The sequence below is a fragment of the Kitasatospora sp. NPDC056783 genome (assembly GCF_042789895.1).
Lineage (GTDB): Bacteria > Actinomycetota > Actinomycetes > Streptomycetales > Streptomycetaceae > Kitasatospora.
Genome location: NZ_JBHUAF010000054.1, coordinates 17,184 through 32,376 on the forward strand (window position 1 = coordinate 17,184; position 15,193 = coordinate 32,376).

Annotated in this window: 17 protein-coding genes; 14 read left to right on the top strand and 3 right to left on the bottom strand. The window is 69.8% G+C overall.

Annotated features, from left to right (window positions below; all coding sequences use genetic code 11):
• Positions 1-2 precede the first annotated feature (2 nt).
• The 11 genes from ACFRMQ_RS11415 to ACFRMQ_RS11465 all read left to right on the top strand — a co-directional run bounded on the left by ACFRMQ_RS11415 (position 3) and on the right by ACFRMQ_RS11465 (position 8,260).
• Positions 3-323 (top strand): hypothetical protein, encoded by a 321-nt coding sequence (locus tag ACFRMQ_RS11415; RefSeq protein WP_380729473.1) that lies wholly within the window; start codon positions 3-5, stop codon positions 321-323.
• 78 nt (positions 324-401) lie between these two features.
• On the top strand, positions 402-560 hold the full coding sequence (locus tag ACFRMQ_RS11420) for a hypothetical protein (RefSeq protein ID WP_380729475.1): 159 nt from the start codon (positions 402-404) through the stop codon (positions 558-560).
• A 95-nt stretch (positions 561-655) separates the two neighbouring features.
• Complete coding sequence (locus ACFRMQ_RS11425) at positions 656-1,141, top strand: hypothetical protein (protein ID WP_380729478.1); 486 nt, start codon at positions 656-658, stop codon at positions 1,139-1,141.
• Position 1,142: 1 nt separating this feature from the next.
• Positions 1,143-1,400, top strand: a complete 258-nt coding sequence (locus ACFRMQ_RS11430; protein WP_380729480.1) for a hypothetical protein — start codon at positions 1,143-1,145, stop codon at positions 1,398-1,400.
• Positions 1,401-1,874: 474 nt separating this feature from the next.
• On the top strand, positions 1,875-2,663 hold the full coding sequence (locus tag ACFRMQ_RS11435; RefSeq protein WP_380729482.1) for a hypothetical protein: 789 nt from the start codon (positions 1,875-1,877) through the stop codon (positions 2,661-2,663).
• 106 nt (positions 2,664-2,769) lie between these two features.
• Positions 2,770-3,294 (top strand): hypothetical protein, encoded by a 525-nt coding sequence (locus ACFRMQ_RS11440; protein WP_380729484.1) that lies wholly within the window; start codon positions 2,770-2,772, stop codon positions 3,292-3,294.
• On the top strand, positions 3,291-3,539 hold the full coding sequence (locus ACFRMQ_RS11445; RefSeq protein WP_380729486.1) for a hypothetical protein: 249 nt from the start codon (positions 3,291-3,293) through the stop codon (positions 3,537-3,539). Before ACFRMQ_RS11440 ends, ACFRMQ_RS11445 begins: the two co-directional genes overlap by 4 nt.
• 379 nt (positions 3,540-3,918) lie before the next feature.
• Positions 3,919-4,158, top strand: a complete 240-nt coding sequence (locus ACFRMQ_RS11450; RefSeq protein ID WP_380729488.1) for a hypothetical protein — start codon at positions 3,919-3,921, stop codon at positions 4,156-4,158.
• 278 nt (positions 4,159-4,436) lie between these two features.
• The gene (locus tag ACFRMQ_RS11455) at positions 4,437-5,903 is read left to right on the top strand and encodes a DUF3987 domain-containing protein (protein ID WP_380729490.1); all 1,467 of its coding nucleotides are present in this window, start codon (positions 4,437-4,439) and stop codon (positions 5,901-5,903) included.
• Between the two features lie 332 nt (positions 5,904-6,235).
• Positions 6,236-7,297: a hypothetical protein gene (locus ACFRMQ_RS11460; protein ID WP_380729492.1), complete on the top strand. Its 1,062-nt coding sequence runs from the start codon at positions 6,236-6,238 to the stop codon at positions 7,295-7,297.
• Positions 7,298-7,864: 567 nt separating this feature from the next.
• The gene (locus ACFRMQ_RS11465) at positions 7,865-8,260 is read left to right on the top strand and encodes a DUF2267 domain-containing protein (RefSeq protein ID WP_380729494.1); all 396 of its coding nucleotides are present in this window, start codon (positions 7,865-7,867) and stop codon (positions 8,258-8,260) included.
• Between the two features lie 175 nt (positions 8,261-8,435).
• On the opposite strand, the gene ACFRMQ_RS11470 is transcribed toward ACFRMQ_RS11465, so the two are convergent.
• Positions 8,436-9,377 carry an ROK family protein gene (locus tag ACFRMQ_RS11470; RefSeq protein WP_380729496.1) on the bottom strand — a complete coding sequence of 314 codons (942 nt, stop codon included), beginning with the start codon at positions 9,375-9,377 and terminating at the stop codon, positions 8,436-8,438.
• 300 nt (positions 9,378-9,677) lie between these two features.
• On the opposite strand from ACFRMQ_RS11470, the gene ACFRMQ_RS11475 reads away from it, so the two are divergent.
• Positions 9,678-10,718 (top strand): alcohol dehydrogenase catalytic domain-containing protein, encoded by a 1,041-nt coding sequence (locus ACFRMQ_RS11475; RefSeq protein WP_380729498.1) that lies wholly within the window; start codon positions 9,678-9,680, stop codon positions 10,716-10,718.
• A 107-nt stretch (positions 10,719-10,825) separates the two neighbouring features.
• Here ACFRMQ_RS11475 and ACFRMQ_RS11480 read toward each other — a convergent pair whose 3' ends face one another.
• Positions 10,826-12,268 carry an MFS transporter gene (locus ACFRMQ_RS11480; RefSeq protein WP_380729500.1) on the bottom strand — a complete coding sequence of 481 codons (1,443 nt, stop codon included), beginning with the start codon at positions 12,266-12,268 and terminating at the stop codon, positions 10,826-10,828.
• Positions 12,265-13,128, bottom strand: a complete 864-nt coding sequence (locus ACFRMQ_RS11485) for a glycerophosphodiester phosphodiesterase (RefSeq protein WP_380729502.1) — start codon at positions 13,126-13,128, stop codon at positions 12,265-12,267. The genes ACFRMQ_RS11480 and ACFRMQ_RS11485 overlap by 4 nt, the downstream gene beginning before the upstream one ends.
• A 433-nt stretch (positions 13,129-13,561) precedes the next feature.
• On the opposite strand from ACFRMQ_RS11485, the gene ACFRMQ_RS11490 reads away from it, so the two are divergent.
• Together ACFRMQ_RS11490 and ACFRMQ_RS11495 are read left to right on the top strand one after the other, a co-directional pair.
• On the top strand, positions 13,562-13,933 hold the full coding sequence (locus ACFRMQ_RS11490) for a YciI family protein (RefSeq protein WP_380729504.1): 372 nt from the start codon (positions 13,562-13,564) through the stop codon (positions 13,931-13,933).
• Positions 13,930-15,168, top strand: a complete 1,239-nt coding sequence (locus ACFRMQ_RS11495) for an RNA polymerase sigma factor (RefSeq protein ID WP_380729506.1) — start codon at positions 13,930-13,932, stop codon at positions 15,166-15,168. Before ACFRMQ_RS11490 ends, ACFRMQ_RS11495 begins: the two co-directional genes overlap by 4 nt.
• The last annotated feature ends 25 nt before the right edge of the window (positions 15,169-15,193 follow it).

The following is a 15,193-nucleotide window of genomic DNA, read 5'->3' on the forward strand; positions in this document are numbered from 1 at the left end:
AAATGAAGAACTCGACGCGTAATTTCCTGACCCGTGCTGCCCTCCTGGTGGCAGTCGTGGGGGCGTTCTTCGTGGGGTATGTGGCCGACCATTCGGCACCCCCTAAGGCGAATCCCAGTGTCTCCCGTGGGCACGTCTATGGCGAGGGGTTCGCCGACTCTAAGGCGGAGGATTGCGATATGGGACTCCAGTCTGCCTGTGACTGGTTCCAGGATGCTCCAAGTGAGGCCGTGGCCCAATTCAATGACGGCTTCACCGAAGCTCAGGCAGACAACTGCCAGCAGGGATTCCAGCCTGCCTGTGAGTGGATTTCCCGCCGCTGAGTGAAGCGCTTTGGTCCGGCCGGGCAGTGCCCGGCCGTTCCATGGCCTTTCACCCAACCAGAAGAACGGAATAGAGCAATGAACCAGACCCGCGAGACCGAGAAGAGTATTGAAGCCGTTGCGGCTGATTATGAGGCCGTGCAGGCATTCATTGACATGTGGCAGCACGGTTTCCCGCATTGCCCGCTTACCCGCTACAAGGAAGCCGCTTTCAGGCTCGCTGACAGCCTCTCCTGACCTGCTTTGCTCCGGGCCGTCCTGGTAACCAGGACGGCCCTTTGCATGGCCTGTCAGTCGACAGATAGCCAATCATCATCTGGAAAGGGACTGTCATGCCGAAACGTAACTACCACACTGCCCGACTCCTGAAAGCGAAGGGTGAGGGTGCCGATATCCGGCACTGGGGTTCCTATGCCCCGATGGAATACCGGCCCCGCAGCAGCAGCGACGCTTACCCATGGGCGTTGCTCGATGAACAGGCTGGCCAGTACACCCACATGTCCGCCAGGTACTGCATAGCGGTTTGGCCGGACGGCCGGTGGACCAATTCGACGGGCGATGTCGTGACCCGCCAGAAGCCGTGGTTCCCCTATACGGTCATATTCCGGTGGTCGGAGGCCTACCTCGACAGGATCTATGACCCGTGGGTTTCCGACCCGAAGGGGATCGCTTTCCAGGTATGGGCGAGCGATGGAGACTATGCATTCGAATTTGCCGAAGCCGAGGCAGTCGTGAGGTTCGGCGACGAGGCGATCCACCTGGAGCACGTGGTCTGCCTTCATGGGCACGCCTATGAGGTCGGCGGGAAGGACTTCTGAAATGCACAATGCTGAAGCTGTGATGAATTCAAAGCGGGCCCACTCGGCAGCGGTCGCGCTGAGGTTCGCGGTCGAGACAGGACAGCGAGACGAAGCACTCGCGTTGTATGACGAAGGGTGTTTCGCCGAAGTGGTGGGGGACCTCATCGCGAATCTGGCGCACCTCGCTGCATCCTATGGCCACGACTTCGAGAAGGTCATTTCTGGCGGAATGGAGATGTACGAAACGGAGCGTCGGGACGCTGAGGGAGACGCGTAATGCACGGACTGACCTGCATTCACTGTGGCGGTACCCGACTGAGGTTCACGGTCCGTGCGTGGGCTGTGTGCCTGGATTGTAGGGCCGGAATGATGCAAGAGGAATCGATGCGCTGCCCCGAATGGTGCGAAGCGTGCGTGGAATTCGTTACGGAGGATGATCGGTGATGGCAGCAAAGCACTACCGTAAGCGGGATGACGGAAAGATCGGATGCCACCACGGGTGGACTGCCTGTGGGGCTCTGGCAACCCGGTGGATGGACTTCCTTCCGAATGGCGCGCTGAGGGTCAGTACGGCCTATTGCGACGAACACGGGGATGAAGAACTCAAGGACCCTCACGGGCAGACTAAGGTACGCAAGCTGCGCCAGCCGTAGGACCGTCTGACCCGCTTTGCTCTGGGCCGCCCTGTTGTCAGGGCGGCCTTTTGCATGGCCTGTCAGCCGACAGCCAATACCTAGCCGAGAGGCGAGAAATGAACAATTGGACCGACACCCGCGAGGGCTTCGCCCGACTTGGGGCCGAATACACCCCCGACTACCGGGGTTACGTGATCAACGTCCTCGACGGGGGCGAGGAGTGGTACGTCTATGCGTGGAATGAGCGAACCGGGGTGACGGCCTACCTGGCCCGTGCTGCCACGGAGAATGCGGCGAGGGAAATTCTGGAGACGCACGCTGGTCTCAGGCGGTCCGGGTACCTGTGCGAGGTGTTCGCCAGTGACTCGGTCGGGCACTGCCCGGAGGATGCAACTGGTGTCCGGTGGACCGACTCCAAGCGAAGCGGTGAACGGGTCCGTGTACTGCTGTGCCCGCATCACGGTGAGGTGTTCGACGACTGGACATGGTCGCCGATCTCCCAGTACCGGGACGAGTGGGGCATCGCCCCCGAAGAGGGGATCACCGGCGGTCGCCTGGGGCCACTCCGTGAGGGTGAGCAGACATGGGTAGTGCTGGTGGATAACACCTGCCAGGCCCCTTACGTGAGGAACACGCTCCGGCGAGCACTGGCCAAGATCGAACCCACCTGGTCCAGCTCGGACTACGTGAGCGCGGCCCGGTGGCTGGCCTCCAACCTCCCGGACGACGGGCCGTGGTACCTGACGCGAACCGAGCTGCACACCATCCGCATTGCGGTTGAGCGGCGACGCTCCCGGTACCCGGCTCACCGGGCCGCAGCAACAGCAGCGACCGACGCCATCGCGGCCCGCATTACCGAGGCGAGCGAGCACGCGATCCGCCGCCGTCAGCAGGGCCTCAGCTAGTCGCTTGCGTGACCACCAGATCCGCCGGCCCGGGGAGAAGTCTGCCCCGCGGCCGGCCTCGGGGACCTGGTGGTGGCGTTGGCTACTAGAGAGAGGAAATCGGTCGGTGCTTGAAGAAATGATTCGGCGGGCGCTAGACGAATATGGCGGAGAGATGACGAACCTGTCCCTCCTGCGGTACGTCGGCACCAGCGTCAGAGCGGCCGAAATCAGAGCGGTCGTGGATTCCATGCCGGACGTGGTCTCGTACTTCGGGGATTCCTCAGGAGGCGGGAGGTATCCGCTTATTCACCGGCGCCTGGACAAGGCAGACGTGGCCGCGTTCATAGTGTCCAAGGGGTTTCGCCACCCCGAAGACGGCGGGATTCCGAGCTCGGCTGAGGTGAGGTATTACCTGGCCGAGAAACCGAGAGAAGACGCTCGGCAGGCGAGAGCAGAAGCCGAGCGGAAACGCTGGGAAGCATATTGGGCGAAAGCGGAGGAGTCCCGCCAGAAGGCGGAAGACCACGCCCGCCATATGAGGCTGTGCCGCGAGTGGGGTAACGCGCACGGCTACACGGTCGGAACGCGTGGGGCCATTTCCAGGGACGTGCGTGAGGCATACAAGAGAGAGACAGGAGTAGAGCTGTGAGCATGATCAAGCGGTATTCAAAGGACTCGGAAGAGGTAGAGATTCGGGCCGTCGAGGTCGCCCGAATCGAGGACTCTCGTGCCCGCCTCACGGCGTTGACGGAACTGTTCCGGGAGTGCGGCCGGCTCGCTGCCGAGTATCCCGACCCGAGGCGGATAGCCGAAATGCTGGTCGAGGACGTGACGGAGACGTGGCAGGCGGAGCGATGGAACATCCGCCACGGCATGGAGCTGGTGGCCGCGTGAGCCTTCGCGAACCGCACCCGATATGGGGTCGTCAGCCGCACTCGGTATTCGGTCGGGTCATCTATGACCCGCGTTCGAGGACAGCCGTGCCCCAGTCGTGGCAGGACTTCTTGGTGGGCTTCGTGCCGTTGTGCATAGCGGGCCAGCGAGGGAAGTCGCCCGCCGAGATTGACGCCCTCCGGGCTCATGCACTTGAGCAGATCTCCTCACATGGAGACGTCGCCCAGTTCGGAGGAAAAGGCAGCGGGGAAGCGAGGGTAGGCCTGGCCCAGGGCCTCGCCGTGCTCGCCTTTGCTGAAGGCGGAGTCACTGCCCTAGGAATACACGCCTGCGTCAGTGCTCATGAAGGATGCCCCGGAAATACGGAGAAGGAGAGCTGATGATGACCGGATACTACGCCAGCCTGGAAATAGCCCTGGCACTCGACAACGCTCGGGCACTCATAGAGGAGGAGCTGACCGATAGCGAGAAGTACATGAACTTGCTGGACCTCTACACGGTTGCCTTCGAGAGGGCGCTGAGGAACCCCGAAGTCGAGTTCGGGGATGTGGTGGCGGCCGAGCACGGGGAAACCTACACGGTGGATGAAGTCAAGAGTTGGTGGGACAACTGGAGCTAGCGCGGTCGCTTTTGGTGATGGCCGGGCCCTGGTGGTCCGGCCTTTGCCATGAACGCTCGCACACAAGGAGAAGCAAATATGGTCAGGAAGGTCGTTACGACGTTGGAGTGCGATGGCTGCGCGAGGAAAGGTGAGGAGGTTATCGCGGTAATGCCATTGACGGCTGGCCCCGATGAATACCACCTCTGCGAGATGCACGGGGAGAAATTTCGTGTACTTCTCGCGCAGGCCCTCGGTACCACTGATACCGCGCTGAGCGCGTGAGAGAGGAAACAGAAATGAGTCACACCTTCGAGGCGATGAAGTTCGGCCCGCTGGGGGACGCCGTTGCGGCTTCCATGCCGAATTCCGAGGCCGACCCGGTAGGCGTGTGGGCGGCTGCTCTCTCGCTCTACTCGGCCGCTATCAGCCGGAACGTGAGGCTGGACAACAACCGGCCGGTGGTTGTGTGGACGGTCCTGGCCGGCCGCTCGGGTGTCGGTCGAAAGGGGTACGCCCTTTCCACAGCCAGGACCTTTATGAACCAGGTCATCGGCGGATTCCTGGACGTGCGGACCCGGGACGGAATCTCGTCAGGCCCAAGCCTGGTCGACATGCTTAACAAGTTCGAATTGGAGACGTCCGGCCAGCCGGGCGGAATCGATGGCCGGGCCATGCTGGTGGAAGAGGAATGGGCGAGCGTCCTTAAGCGGCAGAAGCGCTGCCCGAACTTCAGCACCCTGTTCCGGATTGCGTGGGACGGCAAAACAATCAGCAACCGGACGAAGAAGGAACTACAGGCGGTAGCCAGGCCGCTGCTGGGATTCCACGCCCACATCACGCCCGGGGAGTGGGCTAAGTACGTATCAAGCACTGACGCCTTGGGCGGCTCGTTTAACCGTTTGCTGCCGGTCCTGGTCGAGCGTTCCAAAATGCTGAGCTACGACAACAAGCCTGCTTTCGTGGACGTGAAGACGCTCAAGGCGGCTTTCACGTGGGCTACCTCCGATTCCCGCGTCATCACGTTCGACAAGGCGGCCGGGCAGAGGTACGACGAGATCCGGTCCGAGGTCGAAGACCGTATGGTCGAACTGCCCGAGCTGCTGGCCAGCTACATGGAACGGGCTGCCGAACAGGTCCACCGGATCGCGGCCGTCCTCACCGCGACCACGAAGAAGACGAAGATCACGCGGAGGGCGGTCGAAGCCGCGTGGGCCTTCGTCCAATACAGCATGGCGTCCGTCGAGAAGCTGGTGCGGGAGGCGGCCGACCAGGCCGCGAAGCCCGTGAAGTCGACGGCTGAGCTGGTGCGTGCAGTCCTTGAGCGATACGAGGGGGAGGCATCCAGCACGATCCTTCTCCGAGCTCTGGGTAGCCGAGTCACGGCAGCCTCGGTGAGGGCTGCGGTCGAGCAGGCGCCCGACTTGGAGATGGAGACGGTCAAGGGAGCTGGCCGCGGGGCGCCCCGCATCGTGTACCGCCTGGTCGAGCCCCCCGAGGCGCCGACCCTGGTCCAGGAGCCCGAGGCGCCGACCCTGGTCCAGGAGCCCGAGGTCCCGACCGCGCCGGCGGTCACCGAAGCCGTGCCGATTTCGAGGCCGGCGAAGAGGGCGAAGAAGGCGGTTGGGAGCCCGCCGGGCCTTCGCCTGGTCGGACCGACCGGTCCGGTCGCGAAGAAGGCCAAACCCAAGGCGAAGAAGGCGACGAAGACGACGCCCCCGGCTGCTGATGAGACCAGCTCGAACCCGTTCCTCGCCCTGCTGTGAGACACACACTCCGAGGGCGCCCGCAGGGGCATTTGCAGTGCACCGAATGCCGGGCCGCATTCCTGGACAAGGAGTCGGCCCGGCGTTCTCAACAGGACTGCTACGAACAGCCGTTGCCTCACGGCCACCGCTACGACCGACAGCACGTGGTGTACCCGACCTGGTACGACCAGGGCAATTCGCACGGCCCCGACCGCTTGTGCGACGAGGGCGGTTGCATCTGCGTCTGGCACACCTGCGACTGCGACGTGTGCACCGAACAGCTCCAGGTGCCCGCGTTGAACACCCTTCACGACAGCCGAGAAGTCACCCCCACAGGAAAGAGAAGAGCCATGAGCCGCGAGATTGAGACCCACCTGCCCGCCTCGCTGCGGAAGTACGCCGTCATGGACCTGGAATGCGAGACCGACGGACAGTTCGACCTGATGAACGCCTGCAAGGCGCTGGACATGGGGCGGTCGAACAACTCCACCACCGTGCCCCTGACGAATGACGCCCTGGGGGCGCTCCTGGACATCTGCCGGGAATGGCTGAGCCACGAGAATTACGGCAAGTCGCAGGCCGCGAAGACGGTCCTCAAGCGGCACGAGCTGGACCACGTTCCGAGTGACCCGCGAGAGCGTAGGCACGAGGTCAAGATGCCGAAGAGCTTGGGCAGCTACGTTTCGTCGCAGGTTACGCAGGGATTCTTGAAGGACCGCCCGGAACTTCGGGCGGAACTGGACGCCTGCATGATGGGCGACTCCAGTCTCAGCGGCCGAGTCACCTACACCACGCTCGGATGGCTGCTGGAGATCGCCAAGACCCACTCTCTCCACGGGACGGGCGCCAACCAGCGGGCCGGGAAGAAGTTCGTTGAGCTGTACACCGAAGCCTACGCGCAGACGATTCGGCTGGTGAACGTCTACCTCGGGACGGATGACGAGGAGCCGGAAGGGCCCGAGGTGGCTTGGGACTTCCTGACGGAGCTGGCTCAGGGGCAGGTGATTCTCTTCGCGGGAACCGACAGGGAGACGCCCACTGACCCGGTGCTCGTCACGGTCTCTCTGCCATCGGTCTCCAAGGTGGCCCTTCTGGCGGTGGACGACGGCCGGGAACTGCACCGTGCTTCCCCGTGGTCTGAGGCCTGGTGGGTCAGGGCCGACGAGGCTGACCAGGTGCCGGCCGAGGTCGAGGTGATCGAGGACCAGGACCAGGACCAGGACCAGGACGCCGGCGTGGACTTCCCGGCCGCCGTCGAGGACGAGCACCAGGAGCCGGAGGAGGACCAGGCGGAACCGCCGAAGTCGTCGCGGGGTCCGGTCCCGGAGAATTTCCGGTGGATGGCGGAGGAGGCAATCACCGAGACGGCCCGCGCCTGGTGGCGCGGGAAGGTCGAGGAGTGGGGGAAGTGACCCCCCACGCGATGCCGGCCCCGCGCCCCCCGGGGGGGCGGGGGGGCGTGGCGCCGGGCGGCGGGGTTTTTTCTCGCGGGTTTTTGGGGGCCCCCCCCCGGGGCCCGGGCGGGGGGGGCGCCCACGACGGTGACCGCGGCCACCGTCACCGCGCCGACGGTGGCCGTACAGGCGACCGCGCCGGCCCAGCGCGTCCCGGTCGGTGCGGTGACCCCGTCACGCCGGCCGCGCAGGCGGTGTCACGCCTCGGTGGGGTGAACCCGCGGCCCCGGGCCGGCGGTGTGACCGATCGCGGCGTCGATCCGTCCGGTCGGCCTCCGCGGCGCCGGCTCCGCCGCCGGCCCGGCGTCGCCCCGGCCTCGCCGGCGCCCGGACGAGCCCGGGCCGATCGCCCGCCCACGATGACCCGGTCACGAAGGCCCGGTCACGAAGGCCCCGGGGCGAGTTACGCTGAGCAGCAAGGGCACCGGTACGTCCCACGGCGGTCACGCGCTGCGACCTCCCTCCTGGTCCACGGGCAGGCCGCCGCCGGTCCGGCTGGAGCCCGCCGACCGGAAGGAGGACGCGATGACCATCTCCTCGGAGGACTTCCTCGCCCGCGTCGTGGAGCGTGCCGAGTATCGGGGCGAGGCCGAGGCGGAACACGCCGTCCGAGTCGTGCTGGCCCTGCTCGGTGAGCACCTGGTGGGATCCGAGCGGGTCGAGCTCGCCGACGCGCTGCCCGACGCCTACGCCTCGCTGCTGCGGGACGCCCGGCCCGCGGACGAGCCGCTGACCGCCGATCGCTTCGTGCAGGCCGTGGTGGGGTGGATCGACGGGGCGACCCCGGCGACGGCGCAGTGGGACATCGGGGCCGTGCTCAGCACGGTCGCGGACCTGGTCCCCGGGCCGTTGCTGGACCAGGTGATCGAGCAACTCCCGGACGGTTACGACCTGCTGTTCGGGCACCTGGCGCCGGCCTGATCCCGCTCGATCGGATGGAAGCCGCGCGGTGCCCCGAAGTGGTGCCTGGATGCGGCGCGTCGAAGCGGTGCGTCGAAGCGGTGCGTCGAAGCGACGCCTCGAAGTCGCCGACCGCGCGGAGCGGTTCGGGCCGTCGCCGGGGGAAGCGGAAGCACGGCCGGAGCGCGGGGGCGGCTCAGCGGCAGAGCGCCGCCGCGCCGATCAGCCCGGCGTCGGCGCCCAGTTCGGCGGGGCGCACGTCCAGGCCCCGGAGGTACGGGAGGGCCGCGTAGCGGTCCAGGTGGCGGGCGAGCGGGGTGAACAGCACGTCCCCGGCCGTGGCGACGCCGCCGCCGACCACGACCCGGGAGAGGTCCACCAGGGCGGCCGTGGCGGCGATCCCGGCGGCCAGTGCCTGGGCGGCGCGGTCGAAGGAGGCGAGCGCGACCGGGTCGCCGGCGGTGGCGGAGACGGCGACGGCGCGGGCCGTCCGGTCACCGTCCAGTGGCCGCCAGCCCTCGGCGAGGGCCCGGCGGGCGATCGCGGTGCCGCTGGCGAGACCCTCCAGACAGCCGCGCGAGCCGCACGGGCAGGGCTCGCCGTCCAGTTCGACGGTGATGTGGCCGAGGTGGCCGGCGTTGCCGCTGGGGCCGGGCCGTACCGCCCCGTCGAGCACCAGCCCGGCTCCGACGCCGGTCGACACCACCAGGCAGAGCGCGTTGTCGGCGCCCCGGGCCGCACCCTGCCAGTGCTCGGCGGCGGCCATCGCCACACCGTCCCCGGCCAGGCGGACGGGCAGCGAGCGCGCCGCGACCGCCGGGTGCGCGGCGACCGCGGTGACCAGGGGGAAGTCGCGCCAGCCGGGGATGTTGACCGGGCTGACGGTGCCGGCGGCGAGGTCGACGGGGCCGGCGCTGCCGATGCCGACGGCCGTCACGGCGGCCCAGTCGGCCGTTCCGGCGAGTTGCCCCAGCACCCGGTGCACCACCCCGAGCACGGCGGGGCCGGGCTCGGCCGCCGGCGTGGGGAGCTGGAGCCGGTGCCGCGGCCGCCCGGCCGGGTCGACCAGCGCCCCGGCGATCTTGGTGCCGCCGATGTCGAGGGCGGCGAACAGCGGGGCGGAGGGTACGGAGGGCACGGCGGGCTCCAAGGACGGTCGACGGGGCGTCGAACAGCGTAGTAGGGGCTCGGGCCCGTCCCGCGGCCCTCGTCGGCAACCCGCAGGCGGGGAGCGGCACTTCGCCCGCCGTGCCGAGGGCTGCCGAGGTGGGCGCTGCCGGGGGTGGCGGTGTGGTGCCGGGACGGGAGGAGGGAGGCGCCCGCCGCCGGGATCGCCGTGCGGGGACAAACGGTGGCGGAAGCAGGAAGCAGGAAGCTGGAGGGGCCGGCGGGTGCGGGCGCCGTCCCGCCCCGACCCCGTACCGAAGGGTGTTCCACCATGGCTGCCACCTCCTCGTCCGACCATGTGCAGCGCGCCGCGCGGGTCGCCGCGCCGGGCTCGGCGCTCGAACTCTCCGAGGTCCCGGTCCGCGAGCCGGGGCCCGGGGAGGTGCGGATCGCCGTCGAGGCGTGCGGAGTGTGCCACTCCGACCTGCTGATCGCCGGAGGCGCCCTGCCCGGGACGACCTTCCCGGTCACTCCCGGCCACGAGATCGCGGGCCGCGTCGAGGTGCTCGGCGAGGGGGTGGAGGGCTGGAAGGTCGGCGACCGGGTCGCCGTCGGCTGGTACGGCGGCAGCTGCGGGCGCTGTGAGGCCTGCCGTTCGGGTGACGGCATCCACTGCCCCGAGCTGCGGGTTCCCGGCGCGGCCTACCCCGGCGGCTACGCGGACAGCGTCGTCGTCCCGGCCATGGCGCCGGCCGCGATCCCCGAGGGGCTGGGCGCCGCCGAGGCCGCGCCGCTGGCCTGCGCCGGGGTGACCGTCTTCAACGCGCTGCGCCACTGCGCCGCCCGGCCCGGCGACACCGTCGCCGTCCTGGGCCTGGGCGGGCTCGGTCACCTGGGCGTCCAGTTCGCCCGCGCGATGGGATTCCGTACCGTCGCCATCGCCCGGGGCGCGGAGAAGGAGCCGCTGGCGCACGAGCTCGGCGCCGAGCACTACGTGGACAGCACGGCCGGTGACGTCGCCCGGGCCCTCCAGGGCCTCGGCGGCGCGAAGGTGGTCCTGGCCACCGCCGCCAACGCCGACGCGATGTCCGCCACCGTCGACGGGCTCGGGCGGCGCGGCGAACTCGTGATCGTCGGCGCCTCGGCCGACCCGCTGGCGATCAGCCCGCTGCAACTGATCGGCGGCGGACGCAGGGTCTACGGCCACGCCTCGGGCACCGCCGTCGACACCGAGGACACCCTGCGCTTCGCGGCCCTGACGGGTGTCCGGGCGTGGATCGAGGAGGTGCCGTTGGAGCAGGCCGCCGCCGCGGTGGCGAGGATGGCCGGTGGCCGGGCCCGCTTCCGGATGGTCCTCACCACGGGCCGCTGACCACGGACCGGGCCGGCAGCGCGCGCACCGTGACCGGAAGCCCCGCCGCCGTGGACGCCGCGCCCCGCCGCTGAGCCGGACGGGCGCGCGCCGTCGGCATCCGGTGGTCAGAGGCGCTCGGGGACGGGGTTGCCGACGGCCTCGATGGCGCGGCGCACCGGGACCTTCAGCAGGATCGCGAAGCCGATGACGAAGAAGACCAGCAGCGAGATGATCGCCGAGCGGTAGCTGCCGGTGAGCTGGTAGGCCAGGCCGAAGACCAGCGGGCCCATCCAACTGGTGCCGCGGTCGCTGATCTTGTAGAAGCTGAAGTACTCGGCCTCCCGGCCGGGCGGGATGAGGTGGGAGAAGAGCGAGCGGGAGAGCGCCTGGCTGCCGCCGAGCACCAGGCCGATCATGCAGGCCAGGGCGTAGAACCAGATCGGCTGGTGGGCGGGCATGAAGTAGCCGAGGGCGAGGGTGACCACCCAGCCGACCAGCGAGCCGAGGATGGTCCGCTTGGCGCCGTGGCGGTGGGCGATCCGGCCGAGCAGCAGGGCGCCGCCGATCGCCACGATCTGGACCAGGAGGACGGCGGTGACCAGCGAGGTCTGCTCCATGCCGAGTTCCTCGCTGCCGTACAGCGAGGCCTGGGAGACGACGGTCTGGATGCCGTCGTTGTAGCAGAGGAAGGCGGCGAGGTAGAGCAGGGTGAGCGGGTGCTCGCGCATACCGCGCAGGGTGCGGGCGAGTTCGCGCAGGCTGCCGGCGGTGGGCCGGCCGTCCTCGGAGCCGGCCGTCACGGTGCCGGGGCCGGGGCCGGGGCCGGGGGCGGGGTCGGGTGCGACGCCGGCCCGGGAGGGCAGTCGCAGCAGCGGGACGACGGTGAACAGCGCCCACCACAGTCCGGCCGAGGCCAGGCAGATCCGCACGGCGGTGCCGGAGTCCAGGCCGAACGCGTCGTGGCCCTGGAACAGCGCCAGGTTGGCGATCAGCAGCAGTCCGCCGCCCGCGTACCCGTAGGCCCAGCCCTTGGAGGAGACCTTGTCCCGCTCGTCCGGGGTGGCCAGGCCGGGCAGGTAGGCGTAGGAGAGCGCGACCGAGACGGCGTACGAGATGTTGGCGACCACGAGCAGCGCGCCGCCGAGCAGGTAGCGGTCACCGCTGAGGAAGAACATCCCCATCGTGGCGAGCGCGCCGACGTAGGCGAAGCCGCACATCAGCTCCTTGTGCCGTCCGGTGCGGTCGGCGAGGGCGCCGGTCAGCAGCATCACCGCGACCGAGAGCAGCACGGAGAAGGAGACCGTGTACGGGAAGAACGATCCTGCGCGGATCGTCAGGCCGAGCGGGTGCACGTTGCCGGCCGCGTCGGCGGCGTCCTTGGCGACGGTGGTCAGGTACGGGCCGAGGAAGACCGTCAGGACGGTGGCCGAGAAGGCGGCGTTGGCCCAGTCGTTGACGTACCAGCCGAACTGCATCCGGCGCAGGGCACGGGCGTCGTCGGTGGCGGCGGCCGCCGGGCCGGTCGGTGGACCGGCCGGCTGGTGCGTCGCCGGGTTCGTGGTGCTCATGGAGTCCCCATTGCCGTGCTGGAGCCGGTGCTGCCGTCGCTCCAGCAACCGCGCTCGCCGAGGACGTCCCGCAGGACGTCGATGCGATCGGCCATGATGCCATCCACACCCAGGTCCAGGAGAGCCCTGATCCGGGTGGGATCGTCCACAGTCCAGACGTGCACCTGGAGGCCGAGCCGGTGGGCGGTGCGCACGAAGGCCCGGTCGACGATCCGGACACCCAGGTGCTTCTCCGGCACCTGCGCGCACAGCCCGGCGAACGCTAGCCCGGCGGACGCCCGGCCGGGCGACCGCCTGCCGAACTGGGGCTGAACGGACGGTGAATGAGTGCGTGGAGGAAGGAACGGCCCGGCGAGCGAACGCAGCCGCAGCCGGGCCACCTCGCGCGGCCCCAGCGAGGTGGCCAGCCGGGGCCCGGCGGCGGCGCGGACGGCGGCGAGCCGGGAGTCGGAGAAGCCGCCGACGCAGACCCGGTCCCAGGCGCCGGTCCGGCGGACCGCCTCGACCAGCGGCCCGACGGCCGGCGCCGCCTTGACGTCGATGTTGAAGCGGGCCCCGGGGAACGCGCCGAGCAGGTCCTCCAGCAGCGGCACCGGCTCGCTCCCGCCGATCCGGGCCTTCCTGACGACCTCCCAGGGCAGCTCCGCCACCGCGCCGGCGCGGTCGGTCGCCCGGTCGAGGCGCGCGTCGTGGAAGGCGACCAGCACGCCGTCGGCGGTCGCGTGCACGTCGGTCTCCAGGTAGCGGTACCCGAGCGCGACGGCGGCCTCGAAGGCGGCGAGCGAGTTCTCCGGGCGTCCGAGGTCGCCGCCCCGGTGCGCGAAGGCGAGCGGCCCTGGATGGTCGAGGAAGGGGTGCATGGCGTGCTCCGAGCCGCTGGGGGAGGGGCCCTGCGGTCCGGCGGGGCCGGAGGCCGTCGGGCGACAGCGCGTTACAGTATGACGCATCCCGTCAAGCCGTAACGCTGGCCGGGAAGCGGCTCCGGCTACTGGATGCTCAGGCCGTGCGGGTGGCGCGGGTCGGCGGGGCACACGAAGACGTTGAGCTCGCCCCGGTCGCCGACGGTGACCTCGGGAAGAGCGCCTCGATGTCGAGCGGGCGCGGGGGTGTGGTCCTCGGCATGGGGCCGACCTTAGGGAACGGCCGACGGCCCCCGTGATCCGGGGCCGGGAGACGCCCGGCAGGGCAGACTCGTGCGGGGTTCCTCGACGGAGGACGTCAAGACGGCGGTGTCCGCTCCGACCACCGGTCGACGGCGGACCCTGCCGGGCCCGCGCACCCGAGGAGGACGCGATGAAGTTCCTGATCAGTCTGCACATCAACCCTGCCGTGCTGGACGCGCTGACCGAGGAGGAGAGGGCGGCGCTCGGCGCCGGACACATCCGGTTCACGGAGGAGCTGAAGGAGTCCGGCGAGTTCGTCTCCACCCAGGCACTGGTCGACCCCTCGCAGGCCGCCGTGGTCACCGTCCGCAACGGGCAGCCGGTGGTGACCGACGGGCCGTTCCTGGAGGCCAAGGAGTTCCTCGGCGGCTTCTACCTGATCGACTGTGAGGACCGGCGGCGCGCGATCGAGGTGGCCACCCGCATCCCGGACACCGGGATCGAGGGGCTGGGCGTCGAGGTGCGCCAGGTGATGTTCTGCGACGGACACTTGGAGGCATGACAGCACCGGACTTCGAGGACCTGCTGCGTGGGCTGACGCCGCAGGTCCTCGGCACGTTGGTACGACGGTACGGCCGTTTCGAGGGCTGCGAGGACGCGGTGCAGGAAGCGGTGCTCGCCGCCGCCGTGCAGTGGCCGTCCGAGGGGGTGCCGGACAACCCGCGCGGCTGGCTGGTGACGGTCGCCTCTCGGCGGCTGGTCGACCAGCTTCGCGGCGACCGGGCGCGGCGCGAGCGGGAGCGGGCGACGGCGGCCGCCGAGGTGGTGCCGCAGGAGGTGCCGGACACCGACGACACGCTCCGGCTGCTCTTCCTGTGCTGCCACCCGGCGCTGACCGCCGCCTCCCGGACGGCCCTGACGCTGCGGGCGGTCGGCGGGCTGACCACGGCCGAGATCGCCCGCGCGTTCCTGGTGCCGGAGGCGACGATGGCGGCCCGGATCAGCCGGGCGAAGCAGCGGATCAGGGCCTCCGGCGGCTCGTTCGAGCAGCCCGAGGGGGAGGGTCTGCCGGCGGGCGGGTTCGAGGAACGGCTGCGGGTCGTCCTGCACGTGCTCTACCTGATCTTCAACGAGGGCTACACCGCCTCCTCGGGCGAGCGGGTGCAGCGTCTCGACCTCCGGCGCGAGGCGATCCGGCTGACCCGGATGGTGCGCGCGCGGCTGCCCGGGGACGGCGAGGTCGCCGGGCTGCTCGCCCTGATGCTGCTGACCGACGCCCGCCGGGCGGCCCGCACCACGGCGGCCGGCGACCTCGTCCCGCTGGCCGAGCAGGACCGCACGGTGTGGGACCGCGCGCTGATCGCGGAGGGAACGGCGCTGGTCAAGGAGGCGCTGGCGGGGCCGGAGCTGGGGCCGTACCGGCTTGAGGCCGCGATCGCCGCCACCCACGCCGACGCGGCCACCGCCGAGGCCACCGACTGGCGGCAGGTGCACGGCCTGTACCTGGTCCTGGAGCGGATCGCGCCCAACCCGGTGGTCACCCTCAACCGGGCGATCGCCCTGGCCGAGGTCGAGGGCCCGGAGGCCGGCCTGGCCCTGCTGGCCACCCTGGACACCGACTCCCGGCTGGCCGGGCACCACCGGCTGCTGTCCGTCCGGGCGCACCTGCTGGAGCGCACCGGCGAGACGGCCGGGGCGTACGACCACTACCGGCGCGCCGCCCGGGCCACCGCGAGCCTCGCGGAGCGCCGCTACCTGGAGGCGCGGGCGGCCCGGGTGCGGCCGACGACCGGCTGAGCCGCTCCGGAGGGCGGCCCAGCCG

Coding starts and splice junctions, on each gene's coding strand:
- ACFRMQ_RS11480 (WP_380729500.1), bottom strand. CDS start 12,268: ATGAGCACCACGAACCCGGCGACGCACCAGCCGGCCGGTCCACCGACC.
- ACFRMQ_RS11430 (WP_380729480.1), top strand. CDS start 1,143: ATGCACAATGCTGAAGCTGTGATGAATTCAAAGCGGGCCCACTCGGCA.
- ACFRMQ_RS11420 (WP_380729475.1), top strand. CDS start 402: ATGAACCAGACCCGCGAGACCGAGAAGAGTATTGAAGCCGTTGCGGCT.
- ACFRMQ_RS11475 (WP_380729498.1), top strand. CDS start 9,678: ATGGCTGCCACCTCCTCGTCCGACCATGTGCAGCGCGCCGCGCGGGTC.
- ACFRMQ_RS11455 (WP_380729490.1), top strand. CDS start 4,437: ATGAGTCACACCTTCGAGGCGATGAAGTTCGGCCCGCTGGGGGACGCC.
- ACFRMQ_RS11495 (WP_380729506.1), top strand. CDS start 13,930: ATGACAGCACCGGACTTCGAGGACCTGCTGCGTGGGCTGACGCCGCAG.
- ACFRMQ_RS11460 (WP_380729492.1), top strand. CDS start 6,236: ATGAGCCGCGAGATTGAGACCCACCTGCCCGCCTCGCTGCGGAAGTAC.
- ACFRMQ_RS11415 (WP_380729473.1), top strand. CDS start 3: ATGAAGAACTCGACGCGTAATTTCCTGACCCGTGCTGCCCTCCTGGTG.
- ACFRMQ_RS11425 (WP_380729478.1), top strand. CDS start 656: ATGCCGAAACGTAACTACCACACTGCCCGACTCCTGAAAGCGAAGGGT.
- ACFRMQ_RS11465 (WP_380729494.1), top strand. CDS start 7,865: ATGACCATCTCCTCGGAGGACTTCCTCGCCCGCGTCGTGGAGCGTGCC.
- ACFRMQ_RS11435 (WP_380729482.1), top strand. CDS start 1,875: ATGAACAATTGGACCGACACCCGCGAGGGCTTCGCCCGACTTGGGGCC.
- ACFRMQ_RS11485 (WP_380729502.1), bottom strand. CDS start 13,128: ATGCACCCCTTCCTCGACCATCCAGGGCCGCTCGCCTTCGCGCACCGG.
- ACFRMQ_RS11450 (WP_380729488.1), top strand. CDS start 3,919: ATGATGACCGGATACTACGCCAGCCTGGAAATAGCCCTGGCACTCGAC.
- ACFRMQ_RS11490 (WP_380729504.1), top strand. CDS start 13,562: ATGAAGTTCCTGATCAGTCTGCACATCAACCCTGCCGTGCTGGACGCG.